This is a genomic window from Ensifer sp. VA4 (assembly GCF_055710065.1).
On the sequence record NZ_JBVQPO010000011.1, the window covers coordinates 29,986 to 53,418 of the forward strand.

General features: G+C 61.0%; 19 protein-coding genes and 2 pseudogenes. 12 read left to right on the top strand and 9 right to left on the bottom strand.

The window, feature by feature from the left end:
* Positions 1 to 13: 13 nt before the first annotated feature.
* The 5 genes from AC0C6X_RS19715 to AC0C6X_RS19735 all read right to left on the bottom strand — a co-directional run bounded on the left by AC0C6X_RS19715 (position 14) and on the right by AC0C6X_RS19735 (position 5,178).
* Positions 14 to 673 carry an SDR family oxidoreductase gene (locus tag AC0C6X_RS19715; RefSeq protein ID WP_472954896.1) on the bottom strand — a complete coding sequence of 220 codons (660 nt, stop codon included), beginning with the start codon at positions 671 to 673 and terminating at the stop codon, positions 14 to 16.
* A 10-nt stretch (positions 674 to 683) separates the two neighbouring features.
* Complete coding sequence (locus AC0C6X_RS19720; protein WP_472954738.1) at positions 684 to 2,339, bottom strand: amino acid ABC transporter permease; 1,656 nt, start codon at positions 2,337 to 2,339, stop codon at positions 684 to 686.
* Positions 2,340 to 2,419: 80 nt separating this feature from the next.
* On the bottom strand, positions 2,420 to 3,166 hold the full coding sequence (locus tag AC0C6X_RS19725) for a transporter substrate-binding domain-containing protein (RefSeq protein WP_173519779.1): 747 nt from the start codon (positions 3,164 to 3,166) through the stop codon (positions 2,420 to 2,422).
* Positions 3,167 to 3,191: 25 nt separating this feature from the next.
* The gene (locus AC0C6X_RS19730) at positions 3,192 to 4,256 is read right to left on the bottom strand and encodes a LacI family DNA-binding transcriptional regulator (RefSeq protein ID WP_246304575.1); all 1,065 of its coding nucleotides are present in this window, start codon (positions 4,254 to 4,256) and stop codon (positions 3,192 to 3,194) included.
* Between the two features lie 166 nt (positions 4,257 to 4,422).
* A complete protein-coding gene (locus AC0C6X_RS19735; RefSeq protein ID WP_173519778.1) occupies positions 4,423 to 5,178 on the bottom strand; it encodes an SDR family NAD(P)-dependent oxidoreductase in 756 nt (251 codons plus the stop codon).
* A 338-nt stretch (positions 5,179 to 5,516) separates the two neighbouring features.
* On the opposite strand from AC0C6X_RS19735, the gene AC0C6X_RS19740 reads away from it, so the two are divergent.
* The 6 genes from AC0C6X_RS19740 (at position 5,517) to AC0C6X_RS19765 (ending at position 9,634) form a co-directional block, all read left to right on the top strand.
* Positions 5,517 to 6,104 (top strand): L,D-transpeptidase, encoded by a 588-nt coding sequence (locus tag AC0C6X_RS19740; RefSeq protein WP_173519777.1) that lies wholly within the window; start codon positions 5,517 to 5,519, stop codon positions 6,102 to 6,104.
* Positions 6,105 to 6,294: 190 nt separating this feature from the next.
* Positions 6,295 to 6,426 carry an ABC transporter gene (locus AC0C6X_RS19745; protein ID WP_077963089.1) on the top strand — a complete coding sequence of 44 codons (132 nt, stop codon included), beginning with the start codon at positions 6,295 to 6,297 and terminating at the stop codon, positions 6,424 to 6,426.
* Positions 6,427 to 6,578: 152 nt separating this feature from the next.
* Positions 6,579 to 7,151 (top strand): hypothetical protein, encoded by a 573-nt coding sequence (locus AC0C6X_RS19750; protein WP_173519776.1) that lies wholly within the window; start codon positions 6,579 to 6,581, stop codon positions 7,149 to 7,151.
* A gap of 227 nt (positions 7,152 to 7,378) precedes the next feature.
* On the top strand, positions 7,379 to 7,966 hold the full coding sequence (locus AC0C6X_RS19755) for a protein-S-isoprenylcysteine O-methyltransferase (protein WP_173520202.1): 588 nt from the start codon (positions 7,379 to 7,381) through the stop codon (positions 7,964 to 7,966).
* A gap of 10 nt (positions 7,967 to 7,976) precedes the next feature.
* Positions 7,977 to 8,759, top strand: a complete 783-nt coding sequence (locus AC0C6X_RS19760; RefSeq protein WP_173520201.1) for a hypothetical protein — start codon at positions 7,977 to 7,979, stop codon at positions 8,757 to 8,759.
* Positions 8,756 to 9,634, top strand: coding sequence for an SDR family NAD(P)-dependent oxidoreductase (locus AC0C6X_RS19765; RefSeq protein WP_173519775.1), 879 nt, complete (start codon positions 8,756 to 8,758; stop codon positions 9,632 to 9,634). The genes AC0C6X_RS19760 and AC0C6X_RS19765 overlap by 4 nt, the downstream gene beginning before the upstream one ends.
* Positions 9,635 to 9,815: 181 nt before the next feature.
* Here the strand turns inward: AC0C6X_RS19765 and AC0C6X_RS19770 are convergent, their stop codons facing one another.
* The 3 genes and pseudogenes from AC0C6X_RS19770 to AC0C6X_RS19780 all read right to left on the bottom strand — a co-directional run bounded on the left by AC0C6X_RS19770 (position 9,816) and on the right by AC0C6X_RS19780 (position 16,125).
* Entirely contained in the window at positions 9,816 to 12,698 is a 2,883-nt protein-coding gene (locus AC0C6X_RS19770; protein ID WP_173519774.1) for a DNA translocase FtsK, read from the bottom strand.
* A 481-nt stretch (positions 12,699 to 13,179) separates the two neighbouring features.
* A pseudogene (locus tag AC0C6X_RS19775) lies at positions 13,180 to 14,089 on the bottom strand (nucleotidyltransferase and HEPN domain-containing protein).
* Between the two features lie 692 nt (positions 14,090 to 14,781).
* Positions 14,782 to 16,125 (bottom strand): aminotransferase-like domain-containing protein, encoded by a 1,344-nt coding sequence (locus tag AC0C6X_RS19780; protein WP_247960672.1) that lies wholly within the window; start codon positions 16,123 to 16,125, stop codon positions 14,782 to 14,784.
* A gap of 126 nt (positions 16,126 to 16,251) precedes the next feature.
* Between AC0C6X_RS19780 and AC0C6X_RS19785 the strand changes: the two genes are divergently transcribed.
* From AC0C6X_RS19785 to AC0C6X_RS19795, 3 genes are all read left to right on the top strand, one after another.
* Positions 16,252 to 17,010 carry a sulfite exporter TauE/SafE family protein gene (locus AC0C6X_RS19785; RefSeq protein WP_173519772.1) on the top strand — a complete coding sequence of 253 codons (759 nt, stop codon included), beginning with the start codon at positions 16,252 to 16,254 and terminating at the stop codon, positions 17,008 to 17,010.
* Between the two features lie 690 nt (positions 17,011 to 17,700).
* Positions 17,701 to 18,951 carry a bifunctional alpha/beta hydrolase/OsmC family protein gene (locus AC0C6X_RS19790; RefSeq protein ID WP_247960673.1) on the top strand — a complete coding sequence of 417 codons (1,251 nt, stop codon included), beginning with the start codon at positions 17,701 to 17,703 and terminating at the stop codon, positions 18,949 to 18,951.
* A gap of 557 nt (positions 18,952 to 19,508) precedes the next feature.
* Entirely contained in the window at positions 19,509 to 20,171 is a 663-nt protein-coding gene (locus tag AC0C6X_RS19795; RefSeq protein ID WP_173519770.1) for a hypothetical protein, read from the top strand.
* Between the two features lie 348 nt (positions 20,172 to 20,519).
* Here the strand turns inward: AC0C6X_RS19795 and AC0C6X_RS19800 are convergent, their stop codons facing one another.
* A complete protein-coding gene (locus AC0C6X_RS19800; RefSeq protein WP_173519769.1) occupies positions 20,520 to 21,413 on the bottom strand; it encodes a LysR family transcriptional regulator in 894 nt (297 codons plus the stop codon).
* Between the two features lie 154 nt (positions 21,414 to 21,567).
* Here AC0C6X_RS19800 and AC0C6X_RS19805 point away from each other — a divergent pair, with 154 nt between their 5' ends.
* The 3 genes and pseudogenes from AC0C6X_RS19805 to AC0C6X_RS19815 all read left to right on the top strand — a co-directional run bounded on the left by AC0C6X_RS19805 (position 21,568) and on the right by AC0C6X_RS19815 (position 23,356).
* Positions 21,568 to 22,218, top strand: coding sequence for a hydrolase (locus tag AC0C6X_RS19805; RefSeq protein WP_173519768.1), 651 nt, complete (start codon positions 21,568 to 21,570; stop codon positions 22,216 to 22,218).
* A 165-nt stretch (positions 22,219 to 22,383) separates the two neighbouring features.
* Positions 22,384 to 22,476: pseudogene (locus AC0C6X_RS19810) on the top strand (alpha/beta fold hydrolase); the annotation flags it as partial.
* Between the two features lie 247 nt (positions 22,477 to 22,723).
* On the top strand, positions 22,724 to 23,356 hold the full coding sequence (locus AC0C6X_RS19815; RefSeq protein WP_173519767.1) for a tyrosine-type recombinase/integrase: 633 nt from the start codon (positions 22,724 to 22,726) through the stop codon (positions 23,354 to 23,356).
* Positions 23,357 to 23,433 lie beyond the last annotated feature (77 nt).

Consider the following 23,433-nt stretch of genomic DNA (forward strand, 5'->3'; position numbering starts at 1 on the left):
TTCACTGTTCCTGTCACCACGAAACCCGCCGTCCTTCATAGGCGCGGAAGCTGCCGCTATCAGTCAAAACCGTCTTGTCGATGATCGCCTTCAGTCCAGCCGCGCTCTCTGCGACCGAAACGACGGCCTCGCTGCCGCCCATATCGGTCTGCACCCAGCCGGGATGCAGCGAGACGACGGAGATCCCGTCGCTGTTCAGGTCCTGCGCAAGCTTGACCGTCGCCATGTTCAGCGCTGCCTTCGAACAGCGATAGGCATAGTCGCCGTCGTCATCGTCGAGCGTGCCCTCGGCAAGCGAGCCGGCGCGGCTGCTGATGTTGGCGACCACCCGGCGCTCGCCGGCGCGCAGGTTCGCAAGGAGCGCTCGCGTCACCAGCAGCGGCGCCAGCGCGTTCACCCGCATCACATCGAGAAAGCCTTTCGTATCGAGTGTCGCGAGGCCACCAATGTCGCCGCGTACGGCCGCGTTGTTGATCAGCACGTCGATCGCGACGCCCTGGAGCGCCCGTCCAAGCGCATCAATCGAGGCAGGATCGGTAACGTCGAGCGCCAACCGATCCCTTGCATCTGGAGGGACCGGCCCGCGCTGACACGCGATGACCCGCCAGCCGTCCGCGGCGTAGATCCGCGCCAGTTCGGCGCCAAGTCCGCGGGAGGTGCCTGTAATCAGCACCGTCTGAGGTCTAGCGGTGCTTGATGTCATATTTCCGCTCGATCATGTTAACGAGGCTTGCCGCCGCCAGCGTCAGGAAGATGTAGAAGATCGCCGCCGAGTTATAGGGTGCAAACGGCAGGAAGCTTGCCGACTGGAACTCGCGCATGCGCTGGGTGATATCGCGGATCGACAGGATCGACAGCAGCGACGTATCCTTGAGGATCGCGATCAGCTCGTTGCCGAGCGGCGGAATGATGATCCGGAAGCCCTGCGGCAATACGACGAGCCGCGCCGTCTGCCAGCGGTTGAGACCGATGCTGCGCGCCGCCTCGATCTGGCCAACCGGTATGGCGTTGATGCCCGAGCGGAAGATCTCGGCGAGATAGGCCGAATAGGCAAGCGCCATGGCGACAATACCGCGCATCAGGTTTGGCGGGTCGAGCACGCCTTGCGTCGCATCTTTCAGTGCACCGCTCAAAGGCAGGCCGACATAGAGCACGATCACCAGCATCGGGATGCCGCGGATCGTATCGACGATGAATTCCGATCCGATCGCCAGCGGATGGCGCTGATGCAGGTAGCCGCCAAAGCTCAAGAGGCCGAGAATGATGGCAAGCACGGCGATGGTGACGCCGGCGGCGCGATCGCCATCATTCAATGCTTCGCTTTTCCAGAGGACCGGCATGTTGGTTGGTGCGGAGGCCGCCGGCAGCAGGGCCGCGGATACACCTTCGCCCTTGGCGATCGAGGCGAGCGCCTCAGTCGGGCCGACGAAGGTGCGCACCGGCGTTTCCGTCTGCGGGGCGCCATCGTATTGGCCGAAGCGCACGGCGCTGATCAGCCCCGCCGGTGTGTTGGTGACGATGCCGACCTTGCCGTCCAGCGTGCCCGCAAGCACATAGGCGTCGCGCGGCTGCAGCAGGAACCAGCCCGAGGCGAGCGCCAGCACCAGCGTGGCAAGCGCGAAATAGAGGCTGGTTCTGGCCGTTGATCTGAGCTGCAGCAGCCCGACCCAGACGAGGCCCATCAGCGCCGCCAGGATATAGGCGGCGATAGCCGCGCGGATGGTGGTCGCGACCCCTGCTGCAAAGGCGATATGGGCGAAAAAGAAGACGAAGACGAGACCCGCGCCGTTGACGAGGCCGGTGGTCCAGCGGGCAAAACGCCGCGCCTTTCCGTCGGAAGAGGCATCGGAACGACTACTCAGGAAATGGAGACCAAGTCCGACCACAGTGACAGCGAAATAGCTCGGAAACAGCCAGGCCTCGACGCCGCGCACCACAAGGTCGGCCGCCTCGGTCAGTTGCCGGGGCGTCACACCCTTGACGATCAGCGTCGACTTGAACGGATCGACGCCGTTGGCGACGACGGAGGCAACGAAGGGATGGATGTTGTGGCCAACGACGAGCACTGCGGCCGCAGCGAGATTGAGGAGCGCCGCCAGATTGGCCAGGCGCGGACGCGGCGCCTTGGCGCGCGAAAAGATGAGCACGGCAATGCCCGAGCAGAATGCGATTGCCAGTGCCAGAAAACCGGGCACGACGACGGAGGAGCCGTTTTCCACGCCGAGGATCGCCTTGAGCGAGCGCTGGTAGTCGCCGGAGGAGATGAAGAGATAGATGATGAAAGGCAGCGCGGTCAGGATGATCAGATTGCTCGGACGCACGCTTCTCAGGAACGACATTCATTCCTCCGGGGGCATGGACAAACAGACGGAAGACCCGGAGCGCGATGCGCACTCCGGGTCCGATTGGCATTGCGCGCTTATTTCAGGCCCCAATACTTGTTGATGAGCTGGTCGAGCGTGCCGTCGTCCTTGATCATCTTCAGGCCTTCGTTGAAGGCCGCGACGTTTTCATCGCCCTTGCGGAAAACGAGGCCGAGCGGATCTGATTCGAGGTCCTTGATGGCAACGACGAGTTCGCCGGCGAATTCGCGTTCGTAGGCGGCAGCGTTGGCGCCGTTGATCACGACGCCGTCGACGTCCTTGTTCTTGAGCGCGATGATCGCGGCGCTGAAGGTATCATAGGCGGCAACATTCTCCTTGCCGACGACACTCTCGGCAACCTGCGCGTCCGTCGTGTTCGCTTGGGCGGAGAGCTTTCTGCCGGCGTCCTTGAAGCGGTCGAGGGTGATGCCCTGATCTTCAACCCGCATCAGCACGGCCTGGCTGTTGACGATATAGGGATCGGAGAAGTCCATCGCCTTCTTGCGTTCCTCGGTGATCGAGACGCCCGATGCGACGAGGTCGAAATTGCCCTGGTCGAGGGCCGCGAAGATGCCGTCCCAGCCGGTGGTGATGAATTCGGCCTGGCAGTTGATCTTGGCGCAGACGGCATTGACCACGTCGACGTCGAAGCCGACGACCTGTCCGGTTGTCGGATCAATGCTCTCCATTGGCGGCGAGGTCGTGTCGGAGCCGACCTTCAGAAGCTTACCGCCGAGATCGGCGGCGTGGGAAACGCTCGAAGCAAGGGCCGCAACGGCCAGGGCAATCATCAGTCTTTTCATGGTTCTCCTCCTTGGATGATCAACTTTAAAGGCGGCCGCCGAGATTGTCGGGCTGGCGCGCGATCAGTGTCGGCCTGAAGACCTGCCGCAACGCCTTGGGGTCCTCGCCCTCCATGCGCCGTAGCAGGAACTGTCCGAGCGTGCGGCCGAGCACTTCGATCGGCTGGTAGAAGGTGGTGATCGGCGGGGTGAAATAGGCGCTGACATTGATGTCGTCATAGGCGATGACGTCGACGTCGACGCCGACCTGGCGCCCGAGGCTGCCGAGGCCCGAAAGCACGCCGAGCGTGGTGGATTCGTTGATGCAGACGAAAGCGGTCGGGGCATCGTCCAACTGCAGGAAGGCGATCACCGTCTGCCGACCGAAATGGGTCGAGAGATCGCCTTCGGCGATCAGCTCCATCGGCGCATCGAGGCCCGCCTCGCGGAAGGCCCTGACGAATCCGTCCACCCTGTCGAGCGCATAGGAAAGCCGCCGCTCCGGGTTGACGAGCGCGATCCGCCTGTGGCCGCCGGCAATCAGCCGTGCGGTCGCCGCATGCGCCGCCCATTCGTTGTCGATGTCGACATGGGCGTAGACGAGATCCTTGCGGCAGCGTCCCATCGAAACGAAGGGGAAGTGCTCGGCAACGAGCAGATCGATCCGCGGATCTTCCGCGAGAATGCCGGAGAAGATGAGCCCGTCAGCCAGTCCCTGATCGACGATCCGGCGTGCGGCTTCGGCGCCGTCGGCGGCATCGCGGATGACGTGCACCGACATACGATAATCCGTACCTTCAAGCGCCTGACTGATGCCGCTCAAGGTCTGCGTATATTCGACGCCGTCCCATTCGTAGTCGCGCGCTGCGGTCACCGGCATCAGGACCGCCGCTTGGAAGCTCTTGCCGGTGCGAAGCGCCATGCCGCGCGCATTCGCCTGATAGCCGACTTCACGCGCCGCCTTGAAGATGAGGTCACGGGTCGCCGGGGCGACCACGGGAGATTCACGCAGCGCCTTCGAGATCGTGGCGATGGAATAGCCGGTCATCTCGGCCAAGGTCTTGATCGTCGGCGTCGGCGCGCGCTGCGCCCTGTGCATCTCAGTCGCCATGCAACCTCCCCAGGCGTCGGCCTTTCCTGGAGATTAGACGTAGCAGCCAATAAAAACGTTTTCAAGGAAAATAAAAACGTTTTTATTGAAACAAGGCATTTCGCGCCAGAACGCCCGCTGGACCAGCGGATAGATTGTGCTGCAATCAGTGAGTTGTTCAGCCTGCTCAGTGAGCGGTGTAGGCGCCGTCCACGAGATGAACGCTGCCGGTAATAAAGCTCGCCTGCTCCGACAGCAGGAAACAGATCAGGGCCGCAACCTCTTCTGGCGTACCGCGACGCCCCATCGGTTGCAGCGACATCATCCGCCTGCTGCTTGCGACGTCCGCATTGTCCGAGGACAGTGGCGTGTCGATCCAACCCGGCGCCACGGCATTGATGCGAATCCCTGCGCGGGCATACTCGATCGCGGCCGCCTTCGTCAGCCCGACCACTGCGTGCTTGGCGGCCGTGTAGGCGGCGGCAGTCGGCAGAGCAACCGAGCCGAGAATGGAAGCCGTATTGACGATAGCGCCCCCTCCGCACCCTGACATGGCCGCGAGCTCGTACTTCATACAGTAGAAAACGCCGTGCAGATTGACGTTCATCAATGCGTGCCAACCATCAATCGGGTAGTCGGCTGTCGCCTTGCGGACGCCCTCGACCCCGGCATTGTTGACCGCCAGATGTAAGCCGCCACAGGTCTGCAGGGCAAACGCCACCAGCTTCTCCACAGCGACCGCATCGGCAACGTCGACCGCGACGTTATGGGCCTTGCCCCCCTTCGAGCGGATATCCTCGGCGACCAGACGCACAGCGTCAGCATCGACATCGGCAGCGATCACTTCCGCCCCCTCTGCCGCGAGTTGCCGACACACGGCTGCGCCAATTCCGGAACCTGCGCCGGTTACGACCGCAACCTTGCCAGCGAAGCCTAGATTCATTCTATCATTCCTAACTGTCACGCTCCGACTAATCGAGCGCGCACGACATCGCAAGTCATTTCATGACCTTCATTTGGGAGGCAACAACTTTCCAGCTATCCGACCGAAATAACACGCAGAATGGCGATATTCTTTGAGGCAATTCATACCATAACGCCTCGGTCCTCCTAAAGAATATACAATCTTTTCAGTGATTTTCCCCACGGCGCAAGCAAAAAGCGACGACCGTTCAGGCATCTATCCTATCGCCGCTATTGGTTTGACTGATTGGAACTTGGCTGCAAAATATTGTCATGTTAAAAGCGAGTCGAGGGGACCATTTTTCTCAGCAGGTAAAGATGGACAATCACCGCATTACACGGAGAGCCCTGGTCATCGGCAGCCTTGCTCTGCTGACCGGGTGCAGTTCAAGCTGGCAGGGCGTTTCCCTTCCATCCTTGTACGGCGGAACCCCCGGCGTGGACCCTCGCTACCGACGACGGCACGTGCGCTTTGAAGGCGATGAGCCCGCGGGAACTATCCTCGTCGACACAACCCAGCGCTATCTCTATGCGATTGAAGATGGTGGTTGGGCGATGCGCTATGGCATTGGCGTCGGTGAAGAGGGGCTTACACTCAAGGGACGGGCCGTCGTCGGCCGAAAGGCCGAATGGCCATCATGGACGCCGACCGCAAGCATGATCCGACGCAAACCGGAACTGGCGCAATACGCTGGTGGCGTTTCCGGCGGCCCGCACAACCCGTTGGGGGCGTCAGCGTTGTACCTTTATCGCAATGGGCAGGATACCAAGTTCCGCCTCCACGGCACGAATGCGCCTTGGACCATTGGGCAGGCCGTTTCCAATGGCTGCATCCGACTGACGAATAATGATATCGTCGATCTTTATTCCCGAACGCCAATTGGAACTCCGGTATTGATCATTTGATGGCGTACTCTATCTGACTGCGGTATTGGGGTAAGGCCGACATGCTTTTGGCGCACTGTTTAAAATTCGGTAACGATAAACCGGATGACCAGTGTGCCCTTTCCGCACTAGGCCGAATCTTGAATTGCCACTAATACTATGAATGTTGCCTTCGAATACCCATTCCGACCAGAGAGGAAAGGACTTATTGATGAGCAGAATTCTAATCGTTACAGTTGCGTTGCTTTCGGTTGCCAGCCTCGCCGCCTGCGGGACCATCGGCAAAGGAAAAGGCAAGGCGCCGCCACCAGTGGCCGAAGAACCAGCGCCCGTTTACAAATAGTTACAGACCTTAGTTCGGGGAGGGCCTCACGGTCCTTCCCGCCCTATCTGATCGTGGCCGGCCCGGTCACACGTCGCAGCACGGGAGATCGGAACGCCCCCTAAAGTGGCAAATCCAAAGGCTCATCAGAATTCGGGAGATATGGCGCAGTAATGAAGCGTTCACGAGGTCGTATTTCGTTCGCTGTCTTGGCCGCATTGGCGGTTACGGCATGTCAATCGCAAGATAAGAGTCCTCAGCCACGGTTTGTCTCAAGCGTTGCGGGCAGCGCGACACAGCAGCGCGAACAGGGCTATTTCATCGAATTTCGCTCTCGTTATGCGCTCAGCTACGGCCACTCCTATGTGGTTTTTGGCCGCCTCAGCAAGTCGGGGGCAATGGTCAATCCGGAGGTTGCCGGACTTGCCCCGGCAACAAACGATACCGCTCCCTACGTTCTCGGCCATGTTCTGCCCGTCCCGGCTGAAACCGGCGCGAGCGACGGGGACCTGGAGGAACAGTACCGGTCTGCAAGTTGGCGCGTCATGTTGACCGAACCGGAGTATCGGGACGTCGTCGCCAAGATCCGAAAGCTCAAAGGCGAAGCCAAATTCTGGCATGCGTCGCTCTACAACTGCAATGCCTTTGTGGCCGACATCGCGCGCTCCATGGGCTACAAGACTCCCGGCATCTGGCTCAGACCGCAGCAATTCATTACAAGGCTTCGCGAAATGAACGGCGGTTGAATTTGACCTGCCCCAGCGCCGCGCGTCTTATCAGATGCCCAAAGAACGATTGCGCCGCCAACAGTTGCCCTTTATGCCCGTAAACGGCGATCGAAATCCGACCAAGCCATTGTGCCTCGCGACTGCAGCACCGGCACGTGTCAGGCGGGAGCGATCATGCCGTTTGTACTTGACAACCGCAGCGGCGTTCAGCACCGCAGCGGGAACTTAGGTGGTTCAACGTGAACATATCCGTCGCCTCCATCGGCGAAATCCTCTGGGTCATAGGCATTGTGGCTTGGTATGTTGTCCGCTACCCATTCGAGCGCCGCGCAAGGCGTGTACGGGTGATGAGCAGTCGGCGCTCACCAACCGATACTGTGGGCCTGGCCGCCGCCCTGCTGGGCCTTGCCATTGTGCCTGGGCTTTATGTTGCAACGGGAATCCCGAGATTTGCCGACTATCCCGCACTTCCATGGATGGTGGGCCTTGGCGCGCTCATCTTTGCCATGGCGCTGTGGACATTCCGTCGGACCCACAAGGCACTCGGCCGCAACTGGTCGATCTCGCTGGAGATTCGCGAAAAGCATCAGTTGATCAGCAATGGGCCCTACGCCCTCGTGCGCCACCCGATGTATACGAGTTTCCTGCTCATGGGAATCGGCCAGATGTTTTTGCTGTCAAACTGGGTGGTTGGGCTTGCGGGCATCCTCGGCTTCGCTTTGCTTTTTTTCTTGCGCGTGGGCAAGGAGGAGCGCCTGATGCTGGAATTCTTCGGTCCTGAATATCGCGCCTACATGGACAGGACGAAGCGGATAATACCCTATCTTTATTAGAGGTGGCATGATGCGGGGCCGACCGGTCAAGCTTTCTGCAGGACGACGCCTTGTCGGGGATCTCATGAGGTTTTCGATAGCCGTGCCGCGGGTTACGGTACAAAGGCAAATGAACATCCGCGCGCTGCAGAGCGCCAGGATCAGCCAGTCAGAACGCCCGTCATGGACGGTCCTCTTTCTCAAAGGTTATGGGCTTCTTTCGAGGGAGCTCCCGGAGTTTCGTCGGGCTTATGTCAAGCTGCCGAAAACGCAGCTCTATGAATACCCGGGAAGCATTGCGTCCATTGCGCATGAGCGCGAACACGAGGGTGAAAAGGTTGTGCTTCTCAGTACGATCAAAACGCCGGAGCGCCGGTCCATTCCCGAGTTGAGCGTCTTGCTCCAGGAGGCGCGATCACGTCCGGTGCTTGAGATCCGGGAGTTCCGACGCGCACTGAAGATTGCGCGGTTGCCGACGCCGCTGCGACGGCTGCTGATGTGGCTCAGTCTGAACATGGGACGTCAACGGGGTCATCGATTCGGCACCTTTCAGTTGTCCGTCTATTCCGGTCTCGGCGCCGAGTCGCTCAATCCGCTGACGCCGCTCACGACGCTCCTCAACTATGGACCGATCGGCGAGGACGGATCGGTCACTGTGCGCATTCACTATGATCATCGCGTCATGGACGGAGCCAACGTGGCGCGTGCCTTAGTTCGTTTCGAAGAAATACTGAACGGAGAGGTCGCTGAGGAAGTGGCGAGCCTGTCCGAAGTTGGAATCCCGCCAATTGCGGCGTCGGAGTCGTCGGCATGACGTCAGATCAAAAGCCACAGCCGGCAATCGTCGTCGTCGGAGCGTCCAGGGGCATAGGCAGAGCAATTGCCGAGCTTGCCGCACGGGACGGTTCACCCGTCGTCCTGATCGCGCGATCGATGGAAAACCTGCGAGCGGTGGAAACCACGATCGTGCAGGCGGGCGGCACGGCATTCGCCCTTGCGCTCGACCTCACCTCAGACGACGCAACGACGGACCTGGAAGAATTCCTGTCAAGCCGAGACCTCGTCTGCGACGTTCTCGTCAATAGTGCCGGCTACGGGTTGCGCGGCGGGGCGACTGCTTTGCCAATTGCTGACCAGATTGGAATGATCGACGTCAACATTCGCGCCCTGGCTGACCTGACATTGCGCCTGTTGCCTGGCATGGTGGCACGACGCCGTGGTGGCGTCATCAACCTGGCTTCGGTTGCCAGTTTCGTCCCCGGCCCGTACATGGCGATGTATTATGCAAGCAAGGCATTCGTGCACTCCTTTTCCGCAGCACTGCATCAGGAGACCCGAAAGGCGGGCGTAGCGGTGACCTGCGTTGCGCCGGGGCCGGTATCGACCGAATTCCTCGAAAAGTCTGGCGCCAATAGGGCTGCATTGTTCAAGGTTTTGCCAAAAGTCACTCCGGAATATGTGGCAATATGCGCCTGGCGAGGCTTCAAAGCACGCCGGCGGCTGGTCATTCCCGGCATTTCCGCGAAACTGGCGATCTTGACGGCGGGAATACTTCCCTCTGCGGCGTTATTGCCGCTGGTCGGCCGGCTGCAATTGCGCGGCAACGACCCCTGCCCTTGCGGATCCGGCAGGATGCTCAAGAACTGCTGCCGCGCAGGCCACCCCAAAAGCGGGACAGCCTCGGCTTGATCCGTCCGTGTGGACCGCGCAGACAAGCGCGTCGCTATCGCAATACCGTCGCGCACCTTTGCGCGACAGGCCGCCAACCGGATATCTAAGTATAAGAAGAACAAAGAAGCGCTCCGTGTCGCCGCACTGCGGGAACACGGAGCGCTTCAAATCGACACCGGTTGCGGAAGGCGAACCCCAATCAATCCATGTCGTCGTTGTCGGGCGCACTCATGTGATCGCGGTTGCCGTAGATGATCTCGCGCTTGCCGACATGGTTGGCGGGACCGACGAGGCCTTCCTTTTCCATGCGTTCGACCAGCGAAGCGGCACGATTGTAGCCGACGCCGAGGCGGCGCTGAATGTAGGAAGTCGAGCACTTCTTGTCGCGCAGGACCACCTTGACCGCCTGGTCGTAGAGTTCGTTGCCGTCTTCGGAGGCAAGCGCGCTCTTGTCGAAAATGGGGGTCTCTTCCTGGGGCTCCTCTTCCTCCTCGTCGGCCGTGACGGTCTCGAGGTATTCCGGACGCCCTTGGGTCTTCAGATGCGCGACCACGTGTTCGACCTCCAGGTCGGAGACGAAGGGACCGTGGACGCGGGCGATGCGTCCACCGCCCTGCATGTGCAGCATGTCGCCTTGGCCGAGCAGTTGTTCGGCACCCTGTTCGCCGAGGATCGTGCGGCTGTCGATCTTCGAGGTGACCTGGAACGAGATGCGGGTCGGGAAGTTCGCCTTGATCGTGCCGGTGATGACGTCGACCGACGGACGCTGCGTCGCCATGATCAGGTGGATACCGGCGGCACGCGCCATCTGCGCCAGGCGCTGGATCGCGCCTTCGATCTCCTTGCCGGCGACCATCATCAGGTCGGCCATCTCGTCGACGATGACGACGATATAGGGCATCGGCGCCAGATCCATTTCCTGCTGCTCGAACAGCGGCTCGCCGGTGCCCTTCTCGAAGCCGGTCTGAACCGTGCACATCACGGGCTCACCCTTTTCGCGGGCGGCAGCGGCGCGCTGGTTGTAGCCGTCGATGTTGCGCACACCGAGCCTGGACATCTTCCGGTACCGGTCTTCCATCTCGCGCACGGCCCATTTCAGCGCCATCACGGCCTTTTTCGGGTCGGTAACGACGGGGGTGAGCAGGTGCGGGATGCCGTCATAGACGGAGAGCTCGAGCATCTTCGGATCGACCATGATCAGACGGCACTCTTCCGGCTTCAACCGGTAGAGCAGCGACAGGATCATCGTGTTGATCGCCACCGACTTGCCCGAGCCGGTGGTGCCGGCGACGAGCAGGTGCGGCATCTTCGCAAGCTCGGCGATGACAGGCTCACCGCCGATGGTCTTGCCGAGGCAGAGTGCCAGCTTGTAGCCAGTCTTGCGGAAATCGACGGATTCGATCAGCTCGCGGAAATAAACGGTCTCGCGGGTGGCGTTCGGCAGTTCGATGCCGATGACGTTGCGCCCGGGGACAACCGCGACGCGGGCCGAAAGCGCCGACATGGAGCGGGCGATATCGTCTGCGAGGTTGATGACGCGGGACGATTTCACACCGGGTGCCGGCTCGAATTCATAGAGGGTGACGACCGGGCCAGGGCGAACATGGATGATCTCCCCCTTGACGCCGAAGTCCTCTAGCACGCTTTCGAGCAGACCAGCATTCTGTTCGAGCTGCTCCTGGGTCATGAAGAAGCCCTGGCCGACTGGCGCTTCCTGCAACAAGTCTTCGGACGGGAACTCGTAGCTGTCGGCGCTCGAGGCGCGATCGGTGGTGCCAATGGGCGGCAAGGCACTCGGCGCACGCGTGACCTGGGCCGGCATGGTGATCGCCGCCTTGGAGGCGACCGGCGCAGGCTGCTCGATTTCGACCGGTTCGGCATCGATGATTTCCGGTTCGGTGGTAACGACGACCGCAGGTGTCTCGGCAATCGCAGCGGGGGCCGGAGCAATCGCCGTAAGGGGCTCGGCGGCGACAGCAGGCTGCAACGGAGCTGGAACATCCTCTGCCTTCGCGCCGCGGACATCGACGACGCGAAACAGCGAAGTGATCGCCGTCGGCGGCATGCGGCGGATTTCGACCGGACGCACCGGTGCCGACGGGACAGTAGCAACGGGAGGGGGCAACGGCGCAATCTGCACGGGCGCAGGGGTCTCGACGAAGGGCTTTGGGTGCGTGGCTTCCTCGGCAGCGATTTGGACATCATCGGCCGGGCCGAATTCGAAGAAAGCGAAGTCGGACAGGAAGCTCGAACGCACGGCGCTATGATCGGCAGCCGGGCTGGCCGGTTCTGGAGCGGGCGCGGGCTGAACTTCCGCGACAGGTTCGGAAACGACGATCGGCGTCGTGAGAACCGGCGCAAGCGAGACGCTGTCATCGGCCGGAGCCTCGGCGCGCTCGAGCATCGCCGGCTCGATCGTGTTCTGTGCCGCGGTCCAGGTCGGGAGCTGGTTGGTCAGCATGCGCAACAGTTCGGATGGGCTATAGGACGGCAGTGTGACCTCGGCCCGCGGCCCGGCGCCAACAGCAGGAGCGGATGCTTCCGTCTGCACCGGTTCGGCCGGTACCGTCACGGCGAGCTCGATTACTTCGGCAGAAGCTGGCACAGGCTCCACCACCACCTCGACGGTTGCCGCGTCGACTTCGGCCGCCGACGTTTCGCCGGTGGCGGTTTCGCGTTCCCCGACCTGCGGCGCGCGCCGCTTCATGAATTCGCGCTCCGGCGTACGGGTGAAGCGGACGTTCGGCGCCAGGAAGAAATGGCTCTCCCAGGTCGAATCGCCATAGTGGCCGGCAATCTCCGACAACGTCGGCAGCGGCTCGCTGGTCGTCGCGGTCACCTGTGCCGGCGCATAGGCCGAGCCCTGACCATAAAGGCGCGTCGCGCGGCCAAACGTTTCGGCCTGCTGGTTGGCCGGACGGCGGGGCGCCGCCGGCGCCTCGTACAACTGATAGGGGTCGGCGGTTTCCGCCTCATGGGTGGGCATACCGCTCAACGCATCGTCATGCGGACCATCGAAATAATCCGCCTGGTTTGCATCATGCAAAGCAGCCTGTGAGAAGTTTGTCCTGGGAATACGCATGGGTCCTGGAAGAGCTAGAGACATCGCCGCGGGGCCTTCTAAGCGATAGGAAATGAAGGTTAACAAGTCCCTTCCAACGCCCCGTATCGAGCCGACAGCCGGGGTCTATAGCCGCCTTCCCCGAGGCGAGAAACGTCCTCAACGCCCGGCGCCCCAATGGGCCCCGCGGCGTTCCGTCGCCGCGGTCACTGAGAAGAAAAATATTTCTGGAGGAAAGCCAAACTGGCGCATGGGGCCAGCGCATGTGGTGGCGCGCTATCAGTGCCACCGGGAAAACGAATCGGGCCGACGCGCAGTTGAATGGCGGGATTGCAGTCTCTCACCGCCTGCCTCCTTGCGCCGCTGAATTTCCCGAAACCGATCGCGGTTGCGATTGCCGATGGAAGCGGCCTACCCTGAAGAGAAGATCGTCGGGAGTGACGATGCCTTGCATGATCGCGCGGTCGAACCATCGACCCGACCATCCGACCAAGACGAGGGCTCAGGTGGCGTCCGCTGCCCGAGCCAGCTCGGTCAGCCGCTCCTGACAGATCGTCTCGACGAGGCGAAGGAGATGCTCGGTCCGCTCGAGAAGCCAGCTGAGCCCTTCCTCGGTGATCTCGAAGTGCTTGGAGTAGCGTGCCTTCACATAAGCTTCGTTCGAAATGTTGTACCAGGCGCTGAAGCGGTGCTGATCCCGCGGCCAGGCCTCGACGAGCCGCCGATCACGATCCTCGGCGAGACCGCGGAGAAATTTGAGGTTGTGCGACGGCGGGCTGTAGTTGGTAAGGGTGAGGAGCACGCAGGAATAGGCAGTCTCTACTGCTTGGTGCAAATTAAACGCTGCGTGATTTCGTTGCTTGTCAGAGATGGCGTATCGAGCCAACTGACAAAAGTAATTCGCGCTCGCATATTGTCTTTCGAAATGCTCGTTCGCCACCCTAAGCGCGTCGGCCGGCGAGAGTCGTTTCGGCTCGGCCAGCGGCCGGTCATCGAGTTCGTAGAGCACAATGCCCTCGCGCAGAATGTCGACGAAGAAATACTGTCCGTCCGCAAGGAAGTTGTTCACCTCCCGGGCGCCATGGATGATCAGCCCAACCGGCGTCGAGACGCCCTTGTCCCAAATCAGACGGTCGGTCGCCTTGTCAGTATTGCGGTTCTGCGAGCTTCTTCGAATTGACGATGACGAGGATATCGTAATCCGAGCGATAGCCCTTCATCGTATGCGGTTCGTCAACAAAGGTGCCGCGGGCGTAGGAGCCGAAGAGGATGATCTTCAGGATCCGCCCACACTTCTTGAAGTCGGCCGAGCCACCCTCGAGCGTATCGGCAAACTCCTCGTGGATGATCTCCACAACGCGGGCAAGCTCGCGCTGCTTCTTCTCGGGCAGATGTTCGAGGCTCGCTTTCATATGCAACCGATAGGATAAAGACGACTCGTCGTCTACTACAGGAATTATGAGTAAGACACGCCTGCGATCGGTGGCCCAGGTCAGCGTCTCTTAAGCCTCCTCGACCGCGCGCAATTCAACCTTAAGCCAGCCGGAACATCGTGACCAAGCAAGCAGAACGTCTGGGTGCCGTAACGCCGCGGGCGCAAAATCGCGCCGCGCGCCCAGCTCGGTGCAATCGCAAGGGTAAAATGAACCTCCTGGAAGCGCCCACGCTGCGGCACAGCCGAGGGAAACATGAACACGCCGGAAGTCATCAACACCGGCTCGCGCCGATTGGGCGGGCAGCGACTTCGAGCTACTTTTGCACGCAGCGAATGGGGGCCGGATACTGCCCGACCAGTTCGTCAACGGTCAACAGCGTGACACCGACGGAATCTCAAATTAAATGCCAACCAAGAAAGAAACGGCCGCATTCTTATGGTTGGGTGCCAAACGACAGAATACCCGGCATGCAAGAAATGGGGCGATTTCGGTTTCGCCATCGGCAAAGGTCCGTCCAATGGCTCTTTTTGAGCATCGGCCGGATGGTATCGATCGGCCTCGATGACATTGGATTCATCTAAGAGTGCGACAAATCTTCCCTTTCCCATGCGTTCTTCGGGCCCACGTTGCGCCACCGCCGCATATCTACAGGAGGCAGCTCAGAGCCACTATTCCGTAGAATAGAGGTCTTCCTCTCTCGCATTCAACAATCCGGCCAACGTGCGCAGACCGCTATCGAGTTGGTCCATCGTAGGGGTCGCCAGCGCCAGTCTGACAGCATTTGGCGCATGGCCGGGCATGACCGCGAAGGTCGTGGAGGGAGTCAATGCGATATCGCGCCTGGCGGCAGCAACGACGAAACTTTGCGAACGCCAGTGGGGTGGCAGCGTGAGCCAAAGGTGGAAGCAGTTCCGGTTCGCCTGCACTTCGAAGCCAGAGAGGCGGTCGGCCGCGAGTTTCTGCCGGGAACGCGCGTCAAGCCGCTTCAACCTGACCAGCTCGGCAACGGTGCCATCGCCCATCATCCGCAGCGCTGCGGCGAAGGCAAAGCCCGACGTGGACCAGCCGCCGGAACGCACCGATGCCATCATGCTCTCACGCAAGCGCAGCGGCGGGACGATGAATCCGAGCGACAGGCCCGGCGCGACCCGCTTGGACAGGCTGTCGACGACGACGCACGATTCCGGCGCGAGCGCGGCGAGCGGCAGGTCGTCCTCGAGAAAACTGTAGACGCGATCCTCGATGACCGGGAGGTCGAGGGCTTCGACGACCCGGATCAGATCGCTTCGCCGCGCCGGAGACATCGTCGTGCCGAGCGGGTTCTGCGCCGCCGGCTGGACGTAAATCGCCGAGAGCCGGGCCTCCTGGTGCGCCTTCAGCACCGAGTCCGGCCGCACGCCGTCCTCGTCCATCGCTAGTGGCACCAGCATGATGCCCAACCGGACGGCAATCCCCTTGATGAAGGGATAGGTCAACGCCTCCACGCCGCATCGGCCGCCGGTCGGAACGAGGGCGGCGAGCGCCGCGCCAATGGCCTGCCGACCGTTGCCGGTAAAAACGAGCTGCTCGGTCGTTGGGGACCATCCGCCTCGTGACAGAAATTCGGCGGCCACGCTTCGCTCCGCGGCCGTTCCGGTGCTGGTTACCTGCCGCAACGCAACGTCGAGGGCCGCGAGCTTTTCCAAGCCCGCGAGGCTCCTCCCGATCAGCGCAGTCTGTTCGGGCAGAATTGGATAGTTGAATTCCAAGTCTATCCGGATGCCACGCGGTTCGCCGAGCGCCTCCGCGCCGCGCCGGGGCTCACCCGACACGAACGTGCCTCGGCCCACTTCCCCCACAACAAGGCCGCGACGCAGCAATTCCGAAAAGACACGGCTCGCCGTCGAGGCGGCAATCTTGTGCTCATAGGCAAAGCGGCGCTGCGGCGGCAGGCGGTCGCCCGGTTTGAGCGTGCCGTTCGCGATCTCTGCAGCGATGGCGTCGGCCAGCCTGATATAGTCGGAGTTCGACATTTATTGCTCCGAGTACAATGTTTCGATTGCACCGAGTATTATCTGCGATCATTCTTCTCCTATCAACCCATTTGTATTGAAAACGCAGACGCTCAGCGTCGCGGGCGTTAACGCGGAGCCATTGCCATGGAGCTGACCCTTGCGACCATTCTCGTTGCCTTTGCCGGCGTGTTTCTAATCAGCTTCATGCGCGGCGCATTTGGCGGCGGCTTCGCCATCATCGGCGTCCCGCTGCTGTCGATCGTGATGGATCCGGTTGCGGCCGGCGGTCTGCTCGCGCCGTTGTTCATCGCTATGGACGTCTACGCACTGCGTTACTGGAAGCCCTCAACCTGGTCGAAGCCGGACCTTGTGCTGCTTGTTCCCGGGCTGGTGACCGGTATCGGGATTGGTTATTTCGTGTTCCGAGCCCTCGATCATCGGGCCATCGCAATTTTGATGGCGGCGATTACTCTCGCCTTTGTCGGCCTCTGGCTGATCCGGGGCGCCGAGGTGACGCCTCATCCGCGTTCGGGGCCAAAGGCCGTTGCCGCCGGCTTCACCTCGGGGATCACCACCATGGTGGCCCACTCGGGCGGGCCGCCGCTGGCGATGTATCTGCTGCCGCTCGGCCTCAGCAAGGAAATCTATGCGGGAACCACGAGCCTGTTCTTTACCGTCGGCAACGCGACCAAGCTCGTGCCCTGGTTGCTCCTGGCGCAGCCATCGGCCGCGACTTGGAAACTGATGGTGCTGTGCCTCCTCACCATTCCGATCGGGGTGTGGTCGGGCTGGCGGCTGCACGGGGTGCTGGACCAGCGCCAGGTCTATCGCGCCTGTTACGGGCTTCTGGTCGTGACAGCGTTGAAATTGTTATGGGACGGCGTTTCTGGATACGTCGCCTGAATTCAGGCCGCCTGTGTCGCATCGTGCCTCATAATAATTATGCGTTTCGCCGACACACGCTCGTTTTGTCGGTACAATCGTCGATTGGCAGCCTGGCGGGAAGCGGGAAGCGGAGGTGCGCGACAGAGCAAATAGCCCTCCTTCTCGGAGAATCACTCAATCATTCCAGGGACTATGGATGACGGCTGGCGTGTTCGACGCAGTTCGATAAGGGACGAGGTCCTTTCGGAAATGCCCTCAGTCTTCATGTCGACGTGGAGCTGTGAAGCGGGACACGGAAGTGACGCGCTTCCACTTGATACATTATCCGATCTTCGTGGCCCAAAGGGCGAACATCACAGCAACAAGGCTTGCAAGGCTCTTGGAAGCACAGTTCTGTCCGGCCCGTAAGGCGCGTCCACGCTTAGGTCTGCAAACGACAGCATTGCGCCCCAAGTCGGACACTGAGCAGAGCACGGTGGTATCCTAGAAGCGGACATGCATAGATGGCGCCGAGCTGCAGGTTTGCGCCACTTCCAGAGCTTACCTCGGAAGCTGCGATCGACGCGTTTCGACTCCCATGCCCTTGCTTGTCACACGGGGTCCAACGGTAGGCGCCGTCGTGTATGGTGGCGCCTGAAAAGACGCGCAAAGTTGTAGGTCCCTTGGGGATGTAGAATGAGCATTTCCTTCACAGCAAAGGAGCGCACCATGTCTTTCAACACGCAACGGCTCCAATTTCCCGGTCATTCCGGCGCAATCCTTGCCGCCCGCCTCGATCTGCCCAACGGGCCATTACGTGCCTACGCAATATTTGCCCATTGCTTCACCTGTTCCAAGGATCTGGCGTCGGCGCGCCGCGTTGCGGCCGAGCTTGCGCGCGAAGGCATCGCCGTCCTGCGGTTCGATTTCACGGGATTAGGATCGAGCGAGGGCGAATTCGCCTCGACAAACTTCTCGTCCAATGTCGCCGACCTGCTTTCGGCCGCCGACTATCTGCGCCAACACTATGAGGCACCGTCGTTGCTGATCGGCCACTCGCTCGGCGGTGCAGCGGTTCTCGCCGTCGCCGGGGACATTCCCGAAGTGCGCGCCGTGGCCACCATCGGCGCGCCGGCCGATGTCGGCCACGTGTTGAAGAACTTCGGAACGAGCCTTGAGGAGATCGAGAAGAGCGGCGAGGCAGATGTCGATCTTGCCGGGCGCACGTTCCTTATAAAAAAGCAATTCGTCGAAGACGCGCGCGGGCAGCGCATCAAGGATGCCGTTGCCAGCCTGAAAAAGCCGCTCCTCGTCCTTCACGCGCCGCTGGACCAGACGGTCGGGATCGAGAACGCCACCGAAATCTTCCTCGCGGCCAAGCATCCCAAGAGCTTCGTTTCGCTGGACAAGGCCGACCACCTGCTCACCGACCCTGAGGACGCAGCCTTCGCCGGCCGGATCATTTCGGGATGGCTGACGCGCTATCTCGCCGCCGACACGCCGCAGGGCACGCAGCCAATCGAACATGTCAGGGTGATGGAGACGGGCGAAGGCAAGTTCCAGAACGCGGTTCAGGCCGGCGGCCATCGGCTTTTCGCCGACGAACCCGAAACCGTGGGCGGTCTCGATTCCGGCCCGTCACCCTATGATTTCCTGTCGATCGCGCTTGGCGCCTGCACCTCGATGACGCTGCGCCTCTATGCCGAGCACAAGGGGCTCGCGCTCGGCCGCATCGGCGTCGACGTCTCACATGCCAAGATCCACGCCAAGGACTGCGAGGAATGCACAGAGTCGGAGCGCAGCGGCAGCGCCAGGATCGACCATTTCGAGCGCGTCATCTCCGTCGACGGCGAGGTATCGGAGGAGCTTCGCGGCAAGATCGTCGAAATTGCCGGCAAATGCCCGGTCCATCGCACGCTCGAAGCCGTGGCGAAGATAAAAACCGTCGTGAAATCAGGGCCCCGAATGACGGGGCGATAGCATGAACGGGCTCTTGAGCTGGCCATGTCCTCGCGTGTCTCAACGATTAGGCTCTGAATGGGAGCCGAAACGGCTGCAGGATATCTTGAGCGATTCTTGGATAACGAGGGCGATTCCGCTCTTTTCGCAGCATTGGCTTTTTGGCGCGCATTGCGTCGCTCAGCAACTTGCGCGCCAACTTCCGCCTTCCACCCAGCCCCCGCGGCTTCCTCCTTGGGAGGTTTTTCAACGCGGGCCGACGCAGGCCCAGCCGCCACCCTCACGCAGCGGCCCGCATCGAAAAACCTTCACCATTGCGGCCATCGTGTAGATCGAACTCTGATCCCAGAAGCGGCCGCTCCGCAGAGCCGGCAACATCAGCCTTGAAGTCAAGCCGTTGCGAAGGCAGCGAACGGTGAGGCGACTTTCTCCTCGTGGTCGCGCAGCCGTTCCAAATTCTCCGTCCGCGACGTATCATTCGGAGGCGCATTGGGCGCGATGCTTAGAATCGCAACCGCCCAAGCGACTACACAGGAGTCGGCCGATGACGAGCACACGAATTTCGCAGGGTGCCTGACATGGACACGCCTTCTCGCCCCAGAACCACCGGTGTGCGGCAATTCCTTGATCTTGAGCAGCAGCGCGATTGGATAGCGGGCAAGATCGACTTGCCGGACGCGGGCGACCGCTCAGGGTCCCTGGAACAGCGCTTCAAATATGTCGCTCGATTTGAGAAGCTACTTAGTCGCCCGCAAGCGGGGGAAGTGCTGGAGATTCTCGGGCTATACGGTCCAAACTGCATTCCCTTGCTGCGCAAGACCGAGCGCTACTACTGGTCGGTTTCCTGTCTGCCGTCGACCTCGGACAAGCCGCTCATACGCGTCAATGCGAGCTGGATGGAGCTTTTCACGCTCTATGCTCAAGGCGAGGATATCCGCGCCAGATTCATCGTGCATCTTTCGGATTTCACTACAGATCGTTCAGCAACGCCGAGCCGGGTGGACGAACCCTTTCTCGAGCAAAGCGTCGCGATGCCAGAGGACGTCAGTTATTTCTTCCCGCGTGGTGCGGACATTTTCGGCATCAATGTGCGCGGCTCTGTCTCGATCCGCAAACTCCTCGGGAGCCGCCGCGTGGTGCGCGCCATTCGCACGTTCAACCTGACGCACATGAACCGCGGGCGGAACGCCTATCAGGCGAGCCATTGCTACAGCGTGGCGGATTACATGCAGGCAGATTGAGGGGTTCTTTAACGCACGTCATCCTGGTGAACTCACCGTCGCCAGCGGCGGCCGCATCTCGCGAGGTCGAAAAGACAACTGAGGCACACTCGCGCTTGACCAGCTCGGCCGAACGCGAGCACCGACCTCGGCCGGTGTGCGCCCCCACGCCAGTCGTTGAGGTCGATTGGGTTTCGTCCCGAAAACGGCCAGTCAACCATTGCATAAGAAGGCAGCCTCAGGTCCGGAGCCCAGCGAAAGCTGTGTCGCAGTAAGTGGAACGTGTGGGCAATGTCGTCACGCTCGGCGGCTCGCAGTAGAGCGACCGTCGAACGCAATTCTTTGATAAGTCTTCGCCCCGTTCGTTTTTTAACGGTCGAGACCCCAAACGTCCGGGTTCCGTTTGAAGTACTCAGTCAGCATTTCGGTAAGCACACGCACTTTCCGCGTGGGATGCTGACCCGGCGGGCGGACGACATACGCCGCCCCCGGAGGGACCGGATAGCGTGTCATGATCGGGACCAGAGCGCCGGAGGCCACATATTCATATGTGATGCAATCGGGGAGCCAGGCGATGCCGAGACCTGCCGCCGCCGCAGCGGCAAGCGCCGTAGCGCTGTCGGCCTTGAACCTGCCCTGCGGCTGAACCGTGACGATCTTGTCGCCATCCATGAACTGCCAGGCTTCCGTTCCCTGCATGAGGGCCTGATGAGTGACGAGTTCGTCCAGGGTCTCAGGTGACCCGTGCGCTTTGATGTAATCCGGGCTGGCGACAAGCTTTCCATGGATCGGCCCGACGCGCTTCGCGATCAGGTTTGAGTCTTGGAGGTAGGCACCCCGAATCGCGCAATCAAAACCCTCTGCGATGAGATCGACGAAGCGATCGCTGTAGGAGGTATGGATGTGAAGCTGCGGGTGCTGGCGCGCCATGTCCGCAAGCACGGGAGCGAAGTGGGTCGGGCCGAACGTAAGCGGCATGGCAACCCTCAGGCGGCCGCGCAACTCACCGGTGGGGAGGATCGTTTCCTTGGCGGTGTCGATCTCGGCGCTGGCTCTGGCCGCATGGTCCCTGAACGTGATTCCCGCTTCCGTGAGCGCGGCGCCGCGGGTCGTTCGTGCAAGAAGCTGGACGCCAAGCTCCGCTTCGACCCGGAAGAGTCGCCGGCTGACGATCGATTTGGAGACGCCAAGCCGGCGCGCGGCGGCCGATACGCCCCCGGCATCGGCCACTGCGACGAATGTCTGTAGGTCTTCGATGTCCATTCCGGCGTTCCTTATTTCGCGACACAGCTTGCCCGACTATGGCACTACCGCACCACCAAAAGGAACAGCAAATTGCGTCCAGGCAACGTCGCCCGCTGGCGCATGTCTCCCGTGAACCGATCGCCGTCCATAGCGGCAGAGAAAGGAAGTCTTGATGACCCCTCGTAACGGCCTCGATTCGCTTCTTCGTCCCGAAGATTCGGTCCTCGTTCTGATCGATCACCAACCTTATCAACTCGCGAACCTGAACAGCCACGATCCGCATATGGTGGTCAACAACACGACCGCGCTGGCGAAGCTAGCAAAAGCCTTCAATGTTCCGACCATTCTCACCAGCGTGATCGCGGCGCGCGGTGGACTTCTCTTTAAGCAGATCACCGACGTATTTCCGGACCAGGAAGTCATCGATCGCACCTGGGTGAACACCTGGCAGGACGAGAATGTGGTGAACGTCGTCAAGGCGACCGGCCGCAAGCAACTGATCATCGCCGGCCTGTGGACCGAGGTCTGCGTCGCAATGCCTGTCATCCAGGCCGCCGGCGAAGGCTGGGACGTGACCGTGATCACCGACGCGTCGGGCGGGATTTCGAAGGAGTCTCACGAAGTTGCCATCCAGCGCATGGCCGCGGCCGGCGCGAACGTGATGACCGTGATGGCGCTCGCTGGCGAATGGCAACGCGATTGGGCGCGCACCGAGCATGTCGAGGAGCTGACCGATATTCTCATCCAGCACTTCGGCGGCAGCGGCATCGCGTATCTTTGGGAGCAGCAGCTTCTCAACACGCCGGTGCCGAGCGAAGGCTGACCCGGACCGGCATGGCGAGCATTCCGGTGAGGGTCGGAATCGATCCGTTTGCCGGCCCTCGCCATCCTCACCTCACAGGACGCCATGTGATGTCAGCGATGAATGCTATGGCGCAGATGCTGGCCCCGGCCGATCCGGCAGCCGGTGAAGCCTGCCGCCGAAACGGCTCTGAAGACCTATCCCGGTTTCTCGCACGGGATGCTGACAGTGAACGCTGATGTGCTGAACGCCGACCTTCTGGAGTTCATCACGAACTGAAGTGGCTGCGGGGCGTGGCTCCCGGCCCCGTCCCGCAGTTCGAGTCGACGCTTGAAAAGGTGTGCGTGCGTCGGTGGAGCACAAGAACTCCATCTCGTACTACAGAAGCGCTGCGCTCATAGTGGCCTCACTGCGCGTTTGTCAGCTAATTTTATTACTGGGACCGAAACCAGACGGTCTGCCATCGGCCCCCTCACTGTTCTCTCGAGTTCTTCACGCGGCCAAGTTTGGTCAAAGGAGAACAAAAATGGGTGTTGCACAATATGATCCAAACGCACTGGGACGACCGGCTTGGAACGCGGGCCGAAAGGTCGGCGTCAAGTGGCCTTTAAAGCAGCGACAGATTTGGGCGATCCGCTTCTTCCTCGATCGGGAAAGACGCATGAGAGATCGCGCGCTGTTTGATCTCGCAATCGACAGTAAGCTCCGAGGCTGCGATCTTGTTAAGATAAAAATCGGAACCCTCGTCACAGGTCAAGAAATTCGAAGCCGCGCCATGGTCGTCCAGCAAAAGACCGGTCGTCCCGTACAGTTCGAGATCACGGCCGAAGTCAGGGCAAGCCTGCTTGCATGGCTTGAACGGAGAGGCGGAACAATTGACGACTACGCCTTTCCCAGTCGAGTTGATCATGCCGATCATCTCAGCACTCGCCAGTATGCCCGATTGGTCGATGAGTGGGTGACTGCAATTGGGCTAAGACGCGAAGACTACGGCACACACTCGCTTCGACGCACGAAGGCCGCGATGATCTACAAAGCGACGGGCAATCTTCGTGCAATCCAGATCCTGCTCGGACATACCAAGATCGAGAACACAGTCAGGTACCTTGGTGTGGACATCGAGGATGCGCTAGAACTAGCGGAGCATACAGAGATTTGACCGAGGGCGACCCCGCACTCCGCGGGGCCGCACCCATTGGGGAGAATGTTTCCGTTTTAGCAGTTCGATCGAGCGGC